Source organism: Fusobacteria bacterium ZRK30 (genome assembly GCA_024628785.1).
GTDB lineage: Bacteria > Fusobacteriota > Fusobacteriia > Fusobacteriales > Fusobacteriaceae > Psychrilyobacter.
Genome location: CP102404.1, coordinates 585,835 through 601,892 on the forward strand (window position 1 = coordinate 585,835; position 16,058 = coordinate 601,892).

Below are 16,058 nucleotides of genomic sequence, written 5' to 3' on the forward strand. Positions count from 1 at the left end.
AATTAGTTCGGAATAAAAAAAAGCCAAGATCTCAATTCTTGGCTTTATTATTATTACTAATGGGATGTAACCTTACGTTACTCTTTTATTTAACTTTAGTTATATTTCTGCCGGATTCTTTAGCCAGATAGAGGAGTTTATCGGCAGTTTTAATAACTTCACTTATATCCTGCCCCTTCAGATACTCTGCTACTCCTAAACTAATGGTAGTTCTTGATGAATAGTCATTTATTTTGAGAGTTTCTATTTTTTTTCTCAATTGCTCAGCATAAAAATAAGCATCTTTGGATGTCATATCAGGCAGGACTATAAGAAATTCCTCTCCTCCAAATCGAGCGGCTAGCCCTTTTTCCCCAATAACATCTTTTATTATATTAGCAACTTTTTTTAATACAACATCCCCAAAAGGATGGCCATAACTATCATTTATTTTTTTGAAGTGATCGACATCTCCCATGATGATAGAAAATCCTTTCACTTGAAGTTCTTCATCTGATAAGAAATTGAAGATATATCTTCTGTTAAAAAGACCAGTAAGATCATCGGTTAAGGCCATTTTTTCCATCTTTCTCCTATTTTCCTCTAATTCGGTTACATCGTTCATGATGAGAAGAGCCATATCGTCACTATTAAATTTAACGTGTTTGCAGGAATAGAGAAAGTATTTTTTTTTCTTTTCGCCATTCATATAAAATTCTCTGGAAAGAACATTTCCCGAGTGGTTGGATCTGTCAGCAAGGGTTGAAATGATGGTCTTTCTGAGGTTACAGGTACTGCAGAAAGTAGTTTCACCGCAATTTTTCCCCTCTTCGACGGCATGACGGCACCCAAGGGCATTTCCACATTTTTTTCCCTCTATCTGATTTAAATCTTTATGGAGCATATTTTTAAGAAAAGGATTTACGGATTCTACCTTTATATCCTGATTTACTACCATTATATTACTCTCTAGATTATCCATGAGAACTTCAAGAAAATTTTCAGATTTTTTTAATTTTTCGATATTCAAGTTATTTCCTCCCTAAGTAAGTATTAAAATTTTATATTATTAATACCGGTTATTTATATGTAATAACAGTATATTATATTTTTGCAATATAATTCAAATTAGAATAATTAAAAAAAAAATATTAACTGTAAGTGATCTAGAGGAAATATCATTTAATTATTTTTTAAAGATTTAAAATTACAACACTTTTATCTTCTTCAATTTCTTAAGAGCTCCTTAATATTATTTTTTCTAAATAATTTCCACACCATTTTCCCTTAATTTTTCTTCAAATTGTTTTTCAGGTTTTTCATCGACCACTATAGCATCCAAATCGTCTATAGTCCCGAAGTTATATATTCCATAGGAGTAAAATTTATCTTTTTCACATACAAAATAGACCTTTGAGGCCATTTGAATCATGGCTTTCTTTAAGGTTACTTCATTAGAATCAAAGATACTAATATTGCCCTTTTGAACATCGATTCCTGCTCCTCCTAAAAAAAGTTTCTGTGTATTAATTTTACGGACTGAATCCAGGGCTAGTCCTCCTAAAAAAGTTCCCAAAACACTGTGATATGTCCCACCGATCCCGATAAGCTCAATCTTATCTACTCCGTCCAGACATTTCATGATATCCAGCATATTGGTTACTACTGTAATTTTTTTAGGGGATTCAGCCAATTTTTCAGCAAGCATAAGATTTGTACTAGAAGAATCTAAGAATATTATCTCTTCTTCCTCTATAATCTTGTAGAGTTTATTGGTTATCTTTTTTTTCCCTCCTAAATTAACGACTTTTCTGTGATTAAGGGAGATATCTGCAGGGATCTCTTTTTTTAATATGGCTCCTCCATGGGTTCTTTCTAATTTACCCTCTTCCTCTAAAAGTTTCAAATCCTTTCGTATTATTACTTCACTTACATCGAAGGTAAGGCTTAACTCTTTTACTCTTACCTTTGTTTTATCCATAAGGATCTTTAATATTTCTAATCTTCTTTCCTGTGCAAACATTTAAATCCCTCCTGTTTTTTTATTTGATTATATCATAATTTTTTATAAAAAAATAATTTTTTCTTGACTTTTGAAACTAAATGAAATAAAATACAATCAAAAGAAACTAAATGAAATTTATCGAAACATCTTAAAAAGGAGGATCTAATGAAAATTAATTTAATGTCTAGTAATGGTGAGGTAGTAACCCTTAATTTATCGTTCCCTTATATCTATAACAGATATAGGGTAAAAAAACTTATGAAAGAAGGATACAGCCTTGTGGGAGAAGAGGATGTAACAATTGCCATGAAGTTAAAACTTTATTAAAAAATTTAGTTTGGAAGTTAAAACAATAACCTGTGGAATAGAAATTGTACCTTAGTTTCTATCCCACAGGTTATTTATATATTAATATTATAATAAAAATAAAAAAATTATAGGAAAATAGAATATATCTAGTAAAACATCCTTATAAATGCTAGGATAAAGAGATCAATTTTTACATTAAATATTAGTTTTCAGGAGGAATTATGACTAAAAAACAACTATTTGCCATCCTCGACCCAAAAACTTGGCCGGCATCTGTTATTCCGGTACTTGTAGGAACTCTTTATTCAACGTATCGATTTGGTAACTTTAGATTAGATCTATTTATAGCCATGTTATTTTCGGCAGTAGGAGCACAATGTTTTGCTAACGTAATCAATGATTATTCTGATTATATAAGTGGTTTAGACACCATAGATACTGTACATGACAGAGAGGGGAGCATTTTGGTTTTTGACGGGATTCCCCTCATTCAGGTAAAAAAATTGATGGTATATCTGGTGGTATGTACATTGTTTCCGGCATTCTATCTTCTCTTTCATGGAGGAGTTATAGTTGCTGTCATTGGCATCGTAGGTTTTCTGGTAGCGTATTTTTACTCAGCAGGGCCCTTGCCGATATCTAAAACATTTTTAGGAGAATTAGTTTCCGGGTTTACCATGGGGGGACTTATAACCTGGTTAGCATATTATGTTCAGAGTGGTCATATAGATAAAAATATTATATTGATCTCAATACCGTTGATAATCTATATAGGGTCTATCCTCCTAACAAATGGTCTTTGTGATATAGAAAAAGATCGGGCAACTAGGGTAACCATTCCAATTCTTATGGGGAGGGAGAGATCTATAGATATCTTAAAATTCGCCTATATAATGATGTATATTTTTGTATTTTTAAGTATTGTTCTAAAACTTTTACCTTTCTCAATGTTTTTAATCTTTTTATCGGTTCCATTGGTTGTAAAAAAGCTTAAGTTTATTGCAGTAGAAAATATATCTTTAAAAAATAGGTCTAATATTATGGGAAATTCAGTTTTATCGGGAATTATCTTTTTCCTCTTTTATATAATAATTATTTTAGGAGAAATTTTAAGGAGTGAGTTTTTATAATGACAATTGAAAGGGATAAAGAGAGGAAAGCTCATAATGTGTTTCAAAAGATTTCATCTTGCTATGATTTTATGAATGATATTATTACCCTTGGAGTACACAGACTATGGAAAAAAGATCTTATTAAAAATATCCCCATGAAAAGTGAAAGGGTATTGGATGTGTGTTGTGGTACAGGAGATATAGCCATTGGAATAGGAAATAAATTAAAGTCTTCCCAGATAAAAGCCCTTGATTTCAGTGATGGGATGCTTCAGGTTGCTAGAAAAAGAGTTGAGGCAGGTCATCTTAAAAATATAGAGTTTATTCTGGGAAGTGCACTTTCTCTCCCCTTTAAAGACAGTAGTTTTGATACTGTTACTATTTCATTTGGAATTAGAAATACATCTGATTATGGAAAGGTTCTCAGGGAGATAAATCGTGTTTTGACCCCTGGAGGGCTATTTTTCTGTATGGAGGCTTCCTATCCGGATCCATTTTTACTGAGGAGAATTCTGAAAGCTTACTGTAAATTTTTAGTTCCCATTATGGGGAAGCTTTTAGTAAGATCTTACGGGGAATACCGATGGTTGGACGAATCTGTGGAGGCTTTTATATCCAAAGAAGAACTTACAGGACTTATAGAGGAAGCAGGATTTACAGATATAAATCTTAAAACCTACCTTTTTGGAAGCTGTACCCTGCATTTTGGAATTAAAGGAGGAGAGGATGGACACTAAAAAATATTTTGATCTCATAGAGAAAGAATATTTGAGGGATATTTCTTGTATATCGAAAAAAGGTTATATAGAAGAGGCTTTTAAGATGGCTTACCTTATTCTTTTTTTTCACGACTCTAAAAGTGATATGGATGGAAAGAAGTTACTTTTAGGAGACCTGTTTATCTCCCTTTTAAACAGGCACCTCCTGCTTTTAGACAGGGGGCTTTTAAAAAAAATTACAGACAGGATTACTCTTTGTTATTCTAAAAAAGTTACCTGTGAAAAATACGATTATAAGGAAGACCTCTTAAAACTCCTAAGGGAGGTGAGTTGAGATGATATATATAAAAGAATTGACAGAGATAGAAGAAAATATTGAGATTCTCGTGGAATCCATAAGTGATGGGTTTACCAGGAAAGAAACTAAAAGACTTATAAACTCAGGTGGTAAACGATTGAGGCCTCTTTTTCTTATCCTGGCTGCTAAGGCTGGAACTATTAATAAAGATTGCTATGAAGCAGCAGCTTCTTTGGAACTTCTCCATACTTCTTCTCTAATTCATGATGATATAATTGATCATGGAGAGATGAGAAGGGGCCATGAAACTACAGTGAGTATTTATGGAAGGGAAAAGGCTGTTTCTGCAGGGGGTATTCTTTCTTTTTTTGCCATGGATAATATCATCTCTTTAGGCAGTGAAAAACTTTCTGCTGCTATGATAGATACTTTAGAAACTCTTTGTTTAGGAGAGTTAAAGCAATTGGATGAAAGATATAATTTTGAAATAGATTATTCTGATTATATAACCAGAATCTCTAGAAAAACAGCTTCTCTTTTCGCTCTTTCATGTACCATGGGAGGTATTTTATCGGGAGCATCCGAAGATATCATAGAGAAACTCCACAAGATTGGTTTTAATATAGGATGCAGTTTTCAAATCTTAGATGATATTTTGGATATAATTGGTTCAGAAAAAGATGCAGGAAAGGTCTGCGGTCAGGATATCCGTAGTGGAATAATCACTCTTCCTTATCTGCTTTTAATGGAGAAAGATCCTGGTTTTAAGAAAAGAATCCTTTCAATAACTTATAAATCCCAGAGTTCGGAGTTTGATAAACTGACAAGTGAAGTCAAAAAAAGTCCCGCTTTAGAGGAAACCTATGGGGTGAGTAACTTATTTTTAGATAAAGCTTTAAAACTTATCTCTACCCTGGAACCTCCTGAGGTAGAAGAAAACTTTACACATATCATAAAAAAATTATATAGAATATAAATTCATCATCTATTATCATAAAGAGACCAAAATAAAAGGGAAAGTCTGACTTTCCCTTTTAAAATATATTTTATACATCGTACCTCTTCAATATTTCCTCTGAAAGATTTTTTGTATCACCTTTAGGCGGAACCCCTTCCTCTTTTTTTCTTTCATGGAGAGGGATATCTCCTAAGATGATATTCGGGCTTATTCCTTCCTTGGTAAGGATGATTTTGGAATTATCCTTTAAAGATTCTTCCACTACCTCCAACCTCTTGAGATCCTTGGCGTTTCCTACAAAATACTGTCTGGCTGCTTCATTGACAAGTTTTATAGCCTGAGCCTGCCCTTCAGCTACTTTTATTTTAGCTTCCCTTCTACCCTCAGCAATTTGTATAAGGGCTAATTTATCTTGTTCTGCAGCTTCAAATCTACCTGTAGCCAAAAGACGCATAGCTCTTCTTTCTTGTTCTGCGGTTTTTTGTTTGTGCATAGCTGCCTTTATATCCGATGGGGGATCAATGACCTTTATCTCTACCTTGGTTACCGTTATTCCCCATTCCTCTGCCAATTTATCCAAAGATATCTGCATATCCATAGCTATTTTCCCTCTGGCTGTTAAACTTTCATCTAAAGTCAGTTTACCAAATTCCTGTCTGAGATTTGTCTGGGCTAATTTCATCACAGCATTCATCCAATTGTCGATATTATAAAAAGTTTTCTTTATTTCTTTTTCAGGATAGAGAGGTCTTGCCCATACTATACCATCTACATTTATCTCTACATTGTCCTTGGTTATGACGTTTTGAGGAGCGATATCCATAGTGTGTTCTCTCACATCTCTTATCCTGGTTATCTCAAAAATAGGAAATTGAACGTGAAATCCTGGTTCTGCAAACCGCCGGTATTTTCCAAAGAGTTCCACTATCCCTCTCTGATATTGTCTGACCCAGTATATTGGGAAATATTTTATCTTCATAACCGCCTCCTTTATATTATAAATACAGTAAACTTTTCTATAATATATATGTTATGTTTTTTTGAAGTTTTCCTTTTTTCTTCAGGAATTATATTTTCATAATTCAATCTAGGTGTTCTGCATTTCTATCTAAATGAACATAAAAAATTTACACTATATTTTATGGAGGGAGTATATATTAAAAGGAATGGTTAACGATGACAGAGGATTTAGATTTAAGTAGAATATGGGTTTGGTATCTTTTACTCCCGCTAATAATTCATGATTTTGAAGTTTTTAGTTAAGCCTAACCGAAATTATATTTATCTTGATTACTTTCAGTAATTTTTAATCTTTTGAATTAAAAAAAATATAGTGTTATTATAAGTTAGATGAAAATGAATAAGGGGGAATAAAGTGAAATTAAAAGTTTTAGTCGATAATAATACATATATTGACCAATATTATTGTGGAGAACCTGCTGTTTCGTATTATATTGAAGATGAGGATACTAGTTTACTGTTAGATGTAGGATATTCTGATTTATTTTTAAAAAATGCAACTGCACTAGGTATAAATTTAGAAAATATAAAAACTATTGTTATTTCACATGGTCACGATGACCATACAAGAGGATTAAAATACTATTTTGAAAAAAACAATAAAAAAACAATTTCTGTCATTGCTCATCCAGATGCATTTAACGAAAAAGAAATTGATGGTTTAAAAATTTGTTCTCCTATTTTAAGAGAGGAGTTGAAAGAAAAATGTAGTTTAATTCTTTCAAAAAAACCTATTAAAGTCAGTAAAAATATAACATTTCTAGGAGAAATACCTCAAATGAATAATTTTGAAAATCGAAAAGCTATTGGCACACAAACCATTAATGGAGATTCAGTTGAAGATTATGTAATGGATGATTCAGCCCTTGCATATAAAAATGAAAACGGTATTTATATTATTACAGGATGTTCACATAGTGGGATATGCAATATAATAGAATATGCAAAAAAAATATGTAAAGATGACAGAGTATTAGGGGTTATAGGGGGATTTCATTTATTTGAAGTAAATGAACAGATCAATAAAACTATAGATTACCTAGTGCAAAATGATTTAAAGGAATTATATCCTTCACATTGCACTTCATTTTCTGTTAGAGCAGAAATAAATAAAACTTTGCCTGTAAAAGAAGTTGGAGTAGGTTTAGAAATAACTTGGTAAATAATATGTTATAGGAGGGATTGAGATTAAGTATTTAGGGGAAATAATGGCATTAGTAGCAGCACTTGGAATGGCAGGAGGATCTATTTCTTTTGAAATAGCAGGGAAAAAAGTAGGATCTCTTACAGTGAATATTGTGAGACTCATACAGGGGATGATTTTTTTGAGTATCACCTCTTTATATATGAGAGGCCTGCCCTTACCTACAGATGCAAGTTTAAAAGAGTATACATTTTTAGGAATATCCGGCTTCATAGGGATGTTTTTAGGTGATTTATTTATGTTTGAATCATTCGTTTTATTAGGAGCTCGTATAACTACCTTGATAATGACTACGGTCCCTGTAGTGACTGCACTTTCAGCCTGGATTTTGCTGGGAGAAACCTTGAGTTTTCAAGAAGGAATAGCTGTGTTGCTTACCATAGGCGGGATATTTTTGGTGATGTTTTATGGGAATGGAAAGGGAGAAAAAAAAGAAAAATTTCCAATAAAAGGGATCTTTTGTGCCATAGGTGGAGTTTTAGGGCAATCTTTGGGGATGGTTTTTAGTAAAATAGGTCTGGAATCCTATGATCCTATTGCTGCTACCCAGATTAGAATAATTATAGCTACAATAGCCTTTATAATCCTTATATCCATGAGGGGAAAATGGGGAGAAGTAAAAGAAGGAGTAAAAGATAAAAAAGCTTTTAGATGGTTAGTTGTAGGGTCGTTTTTTGGCCCGTTTATAGGAGTTACAGCAATGCTCATAGCATTAAAAAATGCAAGTGCAGGGATAGTGTCTACCCTATCATCTACAAGTCCAATATTGGTAATACCATTTTGTATCTTAATATTCAAGGAAAGGGTGAAACCTGTTGAAATTTTAGGAGCTGTTATATCTGTAGGAGGAGCCTCACTGTTCTTTATTTAACTCCTATTAAAGGAACCTGAGGTTCCTTTTTTTAGTATAGAAAAATTTAAATTATGCTGTCTGAATGCAGTGTTACGTTGCTTTTTTTATTTAGATATACATGATATAATTAGTGGAATAAAATTAAATTAAACGGAGGTAAGCAAATTGGAAAATATTTGGTTCCCATATACACAGATGAAGACTATGAGTAAACCTATCCAAATAGAGAAGGGTGAAGGGGTATATCTATACACTAAGGATGAAGATAAATTAATAGATACCGTCTCTTCTTGGTGGTGTGCAATTCATGGATATAACAATATAGAGATAAATAATGCCATAAAAGATCAAGTGGATAAGATGTCCCACATCATGTTGGGAGGTCTGGTACATCAGCCTGTTATGGATTTTAGCAAGAAGATAGCAAGTATCCTTCCGGGAGATTTAAATCATTGTTTTTTTTCTGACAGTGGATCTGTAGGAGTTGAAGTAGCTCTGAAGATGGCAGTTCAATATTTTAGTAATCTAGGAAAAAGAAAGACAAAGTTTATATCTTTTACAGATTCATACCATGGAGACACATGGAAAGCCATGGAGGTAGGAGATGATCCGGATTATCATAAGGCTTTTAAAGGAGATACTGTTCCCCAAAACTTTTATGTGGAACCGGGAAATATAGAGGAGTTAGAAAATATATTAAAAAAACATTCTGCAGAGATAGCAGGATTTATAGTAGAACCGATCTTACAGGGAGCAGGAGGGTTTAAGATCCATTCTAGGGAGTATCTGAAAGACGCCCGTAAACTTTGTGACAGATATGGTGTACTATTTATATTTGATGAGGTAGCTACAGGATTTGGCCGGACAGGAGACCTGTTTGTTGCTTCTGAAGATTTGATTCCAGATATTATAGTCCTAGGGAAAGCTCTAACCGGGGGATACTTAGGTCATTCTGTGACAGTTGCTACAGATGATATATATGATAAATTTTATTCTGATTCTCCAGAAGACGCTTTTATGCATGGACCTACATTTATGGGAAATCCCCTTGCCTGTGCAGCGGGATTAAAATCAATTGAAATATTTGAGAGGGAAGATTATCTGTCTAAGATAAAAAAGATAGAAGCAGCTCTTATGAAATTAAAAGAGATAGATCATCCTCTTATAAAGGAAGTCAGAGTAATCGGTGGATGCGGGTGTATTGAGGTAACCGATAACAAAATTCTAAAGGGGTTTAAGGACTATTGTTTCTCCAAGGGAATATGGAATAGAACATTTTTAGATTTTGCATATATCATGCCACCCTATATAATCTCTACAGATGAATTAAATTATGTAGTTGAAACTTTCAAGACTTGGTTTGAGCAGGAACAGAAAGATGTTTTATAAGGAGCTTATAGAGGAGTTAGGGGAGCTGAAAAAGCAAGCTAATTACAGGGAGTTAAAAGTTGTTGAAGATAACTATATTTTGGATTTCTCCTCCAATGATTACCTAGATTTAGATTCAGATAAAAATTTCAAGAAAAAATTTACAGATAGTTTAGATCTCAATAACATTTCATTTGGAAGCTGTGGTTCCAGACTTTTAGGAGGAAATCACAGAGAAATCAGAGATTTTGAAGATGAGATCGATGAAGTTTTTAAAAAAAAATCTCTAGTTTTTGGCAGTGGGTATGATGCCAATACTACAGTTATAGAGACCTTTTATTCCAAAGGAGATATAATTTTTACCGACAGGTATAATCATGCCAGTATCTATGACGGACTTATAAATTCAGGGGTTAAGATAGTGAGATATAAACATCTGGATTATATAGACCTGGAGAAAAAATTAGAAAAATATAGAAACACCTGCAAAAGATCTCTCATTGTAACAGAGAGTATCTACAGTATGGATGGGGATATAGTTGATTTAGACAGGGTAGTTTCATTAAAAAATAGGTATGATTCTCAGCTCTATTTAGATGAAGCGCATTCATATGGTGTTTTAGGGTATGGGCAGGCCTATACCAGATCTTTGGTGAAAGATATAGATTTTATCATGCTGGGCCTGGGAAAGGGAGGTTCAAGTAACGGTGGAATACTGATATTAGATGATATTGCAAGGTCATACATAATAAACAGAGGAAGAAAGTTTATCTATACCACAGCTCCATCTCCTATTCAGACCAGCTGGAACAGGTATGTATTTAAAAATATGCCATTTTTAAAATATAAGAGGGAAAAGTTAAACTTATTGAAAGAGTTATTTTATAAAAAATTAAAAGGAAAAAATATAGAAACTATAAGCACGGAGCAGATCATAAGTATAGTCATCGGGGACAATAAAAGGTGTATAGATATATCCCGGACTTTGAGAAGAGAGGGATACCTTGTCTACCCGATTAAGGAACCTACAGTTCCAAAGGGAACAGCCAGGATAAGGCTTACACTAACAGCAGATATGGGAGTAGAAAAAATAGAAAAGTTTATAGATAAACTCAGCCATGAATTATACTAGCAGATAAAATTGATTTTTACCGTAGAGGGGATCATCAAAATACTGTTAGTTTACTGAGTAGATATAAGGTTTTGAGGTAATTTGATTGAAGACCGTTAGGAGGTGTCAGATGAAGTTAATACTATTTTTTAATGGATGGGGAGTTCCTAAGGAGATCTTTAAATTTTTAGCTTGGGATGATTTTGAAGTCAGGATTATAGATTTGGAAGAAGAGGTAGATTTTCAAGTTTTGGAAAAATATGAGGAAATAGATGTTATTGCTTGGTCATTTGGGGTATATAATGCTTCCAAGCAGTTAGGGGGCCTTAAAAACATATCTCTGAATAAAGTAGTTGCAATAAACGGGAGTACAAAGGCTATCCATAGAAGGTATGGGATCTCTCCTATAATATTTGACCGGACTTTGAAAAATTTAGATATAGATAGATATTTGGAGTTTATGAAAAATACAGGTTTGAATATCTTAGACGTTAAAGATAAAGAAATTATAAAAAAATATAGGAAGATATTAGCTGAATTTGGGGAAAATTATCAGGAGATACCATCGATATTTGAATATTCATTGATCTCTACTAAGGACAGGATTTTCCCATCTAGGAGTTTGATGAATTACTATAAAGGAACGAAATACAAACTTATAGAGGAGGAGCATTACCCCTTTGATAGGTGGAATAGCTGGGGAGAGATATTGGATGAATTTTGATAAAAAGTTTGACAGGTATGAGGAAAATGCTCATATTCAAAAGGTTGTAGCAAAAGAATTAGTAAATTTAGTTCCTAAAAAAAAATATAATACTATTTTTGAGATTGGTGCCGGGACAGGTATTTTGACCAAAAAGATAGTAAAAAACATAGAGTATAAGGATTTAATAGTCAATGATAAATATTTTGAGAGCAAACAATATATAAAAGATCTACCTTCTGTAGAATTTATAGGAGGGGATATTGAAAAATTAGATATAGAGAAAGCTGATCTAATTATATCTAGCTCGGTATTTCAATGGATAGAGGATAAAGATAGGTTATTTGAAAAAATATCTAAATCTACAGATACTTTTTTATTTTCCATCTATATAAAGGGAAATTTAATGGAAATTTCAGATCATTTTGGGATCTCATTGGAATATTTGGATATGAAAGAATTAAAAACACTCCTAACTCCTTATTTTAAAAATATCGGGGGATATGAGGAGGAGTTTGTATTGAAATTTGATACTCCAATGGATGGGCTAAAACACCTTAAAAATACAGGGGTAACAGGTATAGGACAGACGAATACGCAGAAGATAAGGAGTTACTTGTCAAAGGAATTGACCTATAAGGTTGGATATTTTGTCTGTAAAAAATAATGTTGAAAGATCTTTTGAATATTGAGGGGGAGTATAATGAAAAAATATATAGACATTGAATCCTGGCCCAGGAAAGGGCAGTATAAACTTTTTAAACAAATGGATTATCCTCATTTTAACATCTGTGCCAATGTAGATATAACTGAGATGTATTCCTATGTAAAAGAAAATGACATCTCTTTTTTCAGAGCAATGATATTTCTTACTTCTAAAATTGCAAATAATATAACAGAATTTAAGTATAGGATGGAGGACGATAAGGTAGTTCAATATGATTTCATCCACCCGGCTTTTACATTTCTGACTCAATCGGAAGTTTTCAGCTTCTGTAATGTAGATTATACAGATGATTTTCATTGTTTTATGGAGAGAGTTGAAGAAAAAATAGAACAATTAGATGGAAAGGTTGATGTAGAAGATGAACCCAATAGGGATGATCGTGTGTTTATAACCAGTATTCCATGGGTTTCATTTACAAGTGTGACCCATCCAATAAACTTATCACCCAGTGATTCCGTACCAAGGATAGCATGGGGGAAATATTTTGAAGAAAACGGAAAATTAAAACTACCAGTTTCAGTTCAGGTGAATCATGCATTGATGGATGGTCTCCATGTAGGGAGATATTTTTCTTTATTACAGGATAGTTTAGATGATCCAAGTAAAAACTTATAGTTTATTTTTTTTACAGGGAGATACGAAACTATTCTATAGATTATTTAAAAGATAATTTTTGAGATATATGATAGAATATATGTTGAAATTTTAGGAGGTTAGGATGAATTATTCAGATAAATTATTTATACAGGAAGCAAAGGATATATTAGCCGGAGCTACAAATGACGGATTAGACGGAGTAAGACCTGTGTGGTCAGACGGAACTACTGCAAACACAGTGGCAAAGTTTGCATCAATTACAAGGTATGACCTGTCTAAGGGGTTGCCGATAACTACCTTAAGGCGTCAATATTGGAAGGGTGCTATTCAGGAATTGATATGGATATGGGTGAAAAACTCTAATAATATCAAAGATCTGCCGTTAAAGATATGGGATTCTTGGGCTGATGAAAATGGGAGTATTGGTAAAGCCTATGGATATCAGTTGGCAAAAAAGATAGATTTCCCAGAAGGAAATATGACCCAGGTAGAGAGGGTAATCTATCTGTTGAAGAATAAACCCGGGGACAGAAGGATGGTAGTAACTATCTGGAATAATGAAGATATGAAAGATATGGGGCTGGTTCCCTGTGCTCATACCATTACTTTTTCTGTAATAGGTGGGAAACTTAATGCAGTTTTAGATCAACGTTCAGGAGATTTTTTAGCTGCTTCAGGGCCTGGAGGATACAATGAGATACAGTACGCTACTCTAGTATATATGATGGCTCATATTGCAGGGTTAGAAGTAGGGGAGTTTGTTCATCTAACTGTAAATCACCATATCTATGACAGACATATAGATTATGTAAAGGAAATGATTGCCATTGGAGAAGAATTTGATACAGAATCAGAACTACCAAAATTAATCATTAAAAATAAGGTAGAGAACTTCTTTGATTTTACCATCGATGATTTTGACTTAGTGGGATATGAACCGAAATCTAAGTCAAATAAGATTGAGATAGCTATATAGGAGGAAAATTTATGGTTAATATGATCTATTCTATCTCTTACAAAGAGAATATAGTAGGAAATAAAGATACAAATGATTTGGTATTTAGTATCAGGGAAGATCTTCAGTTTTTTAAGGAAATGACCATTGGAACTACTATGATAATGGGAAGAAAAACCTTTGAATCTTTGCCTACCGGGGGACTGCCTAAAAGGAAACATGTGATAGTCTCAAATAAAATAAAAACAGCAGAAGATGCTAAAGAAATTTTAGGTGAAAAATATATTGAAAATCTGACATTTATAAATTTAGATGGTTTAGAAGAGTATATTAAAGGGGAAAGTAAGACCAACAATATCTCGATAATTGGAGGAGCTATGCTTTACTCTCATTTTTTAGAGGATAAAAATCTATTTGATCTGGTTTCTAATGTCTATGCTACCGAAGTGGAAAGAGTACCAGAGATTAAAAATCCCGTAAGGCTCATGGCACATGGTAGTCTAAAAGAAAAGTGCAATTTTGAAGTTGTTAAAATTGGTCAGGGGAAAGACAGGCTGGATAACAACAATTTAGTTGATTATAAAGTAATCAGATATTTCAAGGGGTAGTTGAAAAAATAATTACACTAAACTATATAAGTGTTTATATCAATAAAAGCAGCCATTTCGGCTGCTTTTATCATTACTATGTTATATTTCTTCTGTACCTATAATCCCCATATATACTTTAATTATTGTTTCCAATGCCTGAAAATCATAACCAAAGAAAGGACTGTGTAATGGTGCAGTATGTCCCCTCTCTTCATCTCTGATTCCTGTAAAAAACATAAAAGTAGGAGCGATCTCCCTATAGAAGGAAAAGTCTTCCGATCCCGTCATTTTTTTGGCGACCTCATATTTAATATCCAAATTTTTTAAGGTCTCAGTTATCTCTTTATATAATTGAGAATCATTAACCATAGGAGGGTAGTTTGGTTGAAAATCCATATTAATTTTGATACCATAGGCTTCTTCATATCCACGGTTTATAGACTCCATTCTTTTTTTAGAGACCTCTATATACTTAGGATCAAACATCCTTATTGTACCTTCTAACTCTATATTATTTGGTATAATATTTCTTGCTCCTCCAGGTTCAAACTTACCGTCTACCTTAGATCCTGTCAAAAATTTACCTATAGTCAAGATATACATATCATCTGGATCAATATTTCTAGACCTTATTGTCTGATATGCACCTATGAGATCAGATATCACCACTACAATATCTATTCCCATATGAGGGTAGGCACCATGACACCCCTGCCCCTTAATATCCCAGTTAAGGTTTACATTTTGAGCGGATAAATACCCTTCCTTGATAGATATGACACCCTGAGATATATCTGGTTTTACATGGGTTGCAAAAAAGCACTTTATTCTATCCTTATATTTTTCAAAAGACTCACTTTTTATTATATATTTAGCTCCTCCTACCCCTTCCTCACCAGGCTGGAAGATAAATAAAAGAGATTTTTTTAGTTTCATTCCTTTTTTTATCCTTTCATCTACCCGTAAAATCGTTTCAAGTAAAGCTGATGCGTGTCCTGAATGACCGCAGGCATGGGAGAAACCTGGATTTAAAGACGGAGAGAGATGGTTTGAATCATCTGCTAATGGAAGTGCATCTATGTCTGCTCTAAAAGCCGTTATCTCCGATTCCTCCCCTTGAAAATAAACTAAAGTTCCTGTTTCTGCTGAAATATCATAGGGAATATTATTTTTACTTAAATTTTTTCTTATAAACTCTGCAGTTTTATACTCTTTTAAACCTATTTCAGGGATAGAGTGCAACACCTTATCTATCTCACGCAATCTATTCAATTTACATTCCTCCTACCAAAATATTTACTATATTTATTTCATCTCTTATTTAAAAATATTTTAATTTTTAATTTTATCTAGAACTTTAAACCGAGGTTAAGTGTTCGCTATAATGTATATACGTCACAATACTTCAAAAGTCAAATTTTAGAGGGTTACAAGCTGAATTTTTTTAAAAACATAGGAAAATTTGGAAGCTTTGATCATGAATAAAATAGTTGGTTGAAGGGATTATAGAAGGAAAATTTTAATAAAATTTGTATTCTATAATCAAATGA

General features: G+C 33.0%; 18 protein-coding genes. 14 read left to right on the forward strand and 4 right to left on the reverse strand.

What is annotated here, in order from left to right:
- Positions 1-85: 85 nt before the first annotated feature.
- Both NRK67_02840 and NRK67_02845 read right to left on the reverse strand, forming a co-directional pair.
- On the reverse strand, positions 86-1,009 hold the full coding sequence (locus tag NRK67_02840; GenBank protein UUV16857.1) for a GGDEF domain-containing protein: 924 nt from the start codon (positions 1,007-1,009) through the stop codon (positions 86-88).
- Between the two features lie 231 nt (positions 1,010-1,240).
- Positions 1,241-2,002 carry a DeoR/GlpR family DNA-binding transcription regulator gene (locus NRK67_02845; protein UUV16858.1) on the reverse strand — a complete coding sequence of 254 codons (762 nt, stop codon included), beginning with the start codon at positions 2,000-2,002 and terminating at the stop codon, positions 1,241-1,243.
- Between the two features lie 147 nt (positions 2,003-2,149).
- Between NRK67_02845 and NRK67_02850 the strand changes: the two genes are divergently transcribed.
- The 5 genes from NRK67_02850 (at position 2,150) to NRK67_02870 (ending at position 5,398) form a co-directional block, all read left to right on the forward strand.
- A complete protein-coding gene (locus NRK67_02850; protein ID UUV16859.1) occupies positions 2,150-2,311 on the forward strand; it encodes a hypothetical protein in 162 nt (53 codons plus the stop codon).
- Between the two features lie 203 nt (positions 2,312-2,514).
- Entirely contained in the window at positions 2,515-3,423 is a 909-nt protein-coding gene (locus NRK67_02855; GenBank protein UUV16860.1) for a prenyltransferase, read from the forward strand.
- Complete coding sequence (locus tag NRK67_02860) at positions 3,423-4,142, forward strand: demethylmenaquinone methyltransferase (protein ID UUV16861.1); 720 nt, start codon at positions 3,423-3,425, stop codon at positions 4,140-4,142. Before NRK67_02855 ends, NRK67_02860 begins: the two co-directional genes overlap by 1 nt.
- Positions 4,132-4,458: a hypothetical protein gene (locus NRK67_02865; protein ID UUV16862.1), complete on the forward strand. Its 327-nt coding sequence runs from the start codon at positions 4,132-4,134 to the stop codon at positions 4,456-4,458. The genes NRK67_02860 and NRK67_02865 overlap by 11 nt, the downstream gene beginning before the upstream one ends.
- A 1-nt stretch (position 4,459) precedes the next feature.
- Positions 4,460-5,398, forward strand: coding sequence for a polyprenyl synthetase family protein (locus NRK67_02870; GenBank protein ID UUV16863.1), 939 nt, complete (start codon positions 4,460-4,462; stop codon positions 5,396-5,398).
- A gap of 70 nt (positions 5,399-5,468) precedes the next feature.
- Here the strand turns inward: NRK67_02870 and NRK67_02875 are convergent, their stop codons facing one another.
- Entirely contained in the window at positions 5,469-6,359 is an 891-nt protein-coding gene (locus tag NRK67_02875) for an SPFH/Band 7/PHB domain protein (protein UUV16864.1), read from the reverse strand.
- A gap of 396 nt (positions 6,360-6,755) precedes the next feature.
- Between NRK67_02875 and NRK67_02880 the strand changes: the two genes are divergently transcribed.
- From NRK67_02880 to NRK67_02920, 9 genes are all read left to right on the forward strand, one after another.
- A complete protein-coding gene (locus NRK67_02880) occupies positions 6,756-7,562 on the forward strand; it encodes an MBL fold metallo-hydrolase (protein ID UUV16865.1) in 807 nt (268 codons plus the stop codon).
- Between the two features lie 46 nt (positions 7,563-7,608).
- The gene (locus NRK67_02885; protein UUV16866.1) at positions 7,609-8,475 is read left to right on the forward strand and encodes a DMT family transporter; all 867 of its coding nucleotides are present in this window, start codon (positions 7,609-7,611) and stop codon (positions 8,473-8,475) included.
- Between the two features lie 147 nt (positions 8,476-8,622).
- Positions 8,623-9,846: an adenosylmethionine--8-amino-7-oxononanoate transaminase gene (gene bioA / locus NRK67_02890; GenBank protein UUV16867.1), complete on the forward strand. Its 1,224-nt coding sequence runs from the start codon at positions 8,623-8,625 to the stop codon at positions 9,844-9,846.
- The gene (locus tag NRK67_02895; GenBank protein ID UUV16868.1) at positions 9,836-10,957 is read left to right on the forward strand and encodes a pyridoxal phosphate-dependent aminotransferase family protein; all 1,122 of its coding nucleotides are present in this window, start codon (positions 9,836-9,838) and stop codon (positions 10,955-10,957) included. The genes bioA and NRK67_02895 overlap by 11 nt, the downstream gene beginning before the upstream one ends.
- Positions 10,958-11,066: 109 nt before the next feature.
- Positions 11,067-11,660 carry a DUF452 family protein gene (locus NRK67_02900; protein ID UUV16869.1) on the forward strand — a complete coding sequence of 198 codons (594 nt, stop codon included), beginning with the start codon at positions 11,067-11,069 and terminating at the stop codon, positions 11,658-11,660.
- The gene (locus NRK67_02905) at positions 11,650-12,306 is read left to right on the forward strand and encodes a methyltransferase domain-containing protein (protein UUV16870.1); all 657 of its coding nucleotides are present in this window, start codon (positions 11,650-11,652) and stop codon (positions 12,304-12,306) included. The genes NRK67_02900 and NRK67_02905 overlap by 11 nt, the downstream gene beginning before the upstream one ends.
- Positions 12,307-12,342: 36 nt before the next feature.
- On the forward strand, positions 12,343-12,981 hold the full coding sequence (locus NRK67_02910; protein ID UUV16871.1) for a chloramphenicol acetyltransferase: 639 nt from the start codon (positions 12,343-12,345) through the stop codon (positions 12,979-12,981).
- 103 nt (positions 12,982-13,084) lie between these two features.
- Entirely contained in the window at positions 13,085-13,939 is an 855-nt protein-coding gene (gene thyA / locus NRK67_02915) for a thymidylate synthase (protein ID UUV16872.1), read from the forward strand.
- A gap of 11 nt (positions 13,940-13,950) precedes the next feature.
- Entirely contained in the window at positions 13,951-14,526 is a 576-nt protein-coding gene (locus NRK67_02920) for a dihydrofolate reductase (GenBank protein UUV16873.1), read from the forward strand.
- Between the two features lie 81 nt (positions 14,527-14,607).
- On the opposite strand, the gene NRK67_02925 is transcribed toward NRK67_02920, so the two are convergent.
- A complete protein-coding gene (locus tag NRK67_02925; GenBank protein ID UUV16874.1) occupies positions 14,608-15,780 on the reverse strand; it encodes a M20 family metallopeptidase in 1,173 nt (390 codons plus the stop codon).
- Between the last annotated feature and the right edge of the window lie 278 nt (positions 15,781-16,058).

Excerpts from the sequence above, each read along its gene's own strand:
- NRK67_02920 (UUV16873.1), top strand. The coding sequence starts at position 13,951 with ATGGTTAATATGATCTATTCTATCTCTTACAAAGAGAATATAGTAGGA.
- NRK67_02845 (UUV16858.1), bottom strand. The coding sequence starts at position 2,002 with ATGTTTGCACAGGAAAGAAGATTAGAAATATTAAAGATCCTTATGGAT.
- NRK67_02895 (UUV16868.1), top strand. The coding sequence starts at position 9,836 with ATGTTTTATAAGGAGCTTATAGAGGAGTTAGGGGAGCTGAAAAAGCAA.
- NRK67_02910 (UUV16871.1), top strand. The coding sequence starts at position 12,343 with ATGAAAAAATATATAGACATTGAATCCTGGCCCAGGAAAGGGCAGTAT.
- NRK67_02855 (UUV16860.1), top strand. The coding sequence starts at position 2,515 with ATGACTAAAAAACAACTATTTGCCATCCTCGACCCAAAAACTTGGCCG.
- NRK67_02865 (UUV16862.1), top strand. The coding sequence starts at position 4,132 with ATGGACACTAAAAAATATTTTGATCTCATAGAGAAAGAATATTTGAGG.
- thyA (UUV16872.1), top strand. The coding sequence starts at position 13,085 with ATGAATTATTCAGATAAATTATTTATACAGGAAGCAAAGGATATATTA.
- NRK67_02900 (UUV16869.1), top strand. The coding sequence starts at position 11,067 with ATGAAGTTAATACTATTTTTTAATGGATGGGGAGTTCCTAAGGAGATC.
- NRK67_02875 (UUV16864.1), bottom strand. The coding sequence starts at position 6,359 with ATGAAGATAAAATATTTCCCAATATACTGGGTCAGACAATATCAGAGA.
- NRK67_02905 (UUV16870.1), top strand. The coding sequence starts at position 11,650 with ATGAATTTTGATAAAAAGTTTGACAGGTATGAGGAAAATGCTCATATT.
- NRK67_02885 (UUV16866.1), top strand. The coding sequence starts at position 7,609 with ATGGCATTAGTAGCAGCACTTGGAATGGCAGGAGGATCTATTTCTTTT.
- NRK67_02870 (UUV16863.1), top strand. The coding sequence starts at position 4,460 with ATGATATATATAAAAGAATTGACAGAGATAGAAGAAAATATTGAGATT.
- NRK67_02860 (UUV16861.1), top strand. The coding sequence starts at position 3,423 with ATGACAATTGAAAGGGATAAAGAGAGGAAAGCTCATAATGTGTTTCAA.
- NRK67_02850 (UUV16859.1), top strand. The coding sequence starts at position 2,150 with ATGAAAATTAATTTAATGTCTAGTAATGGTGAGGTAGTAACCCTTAAT.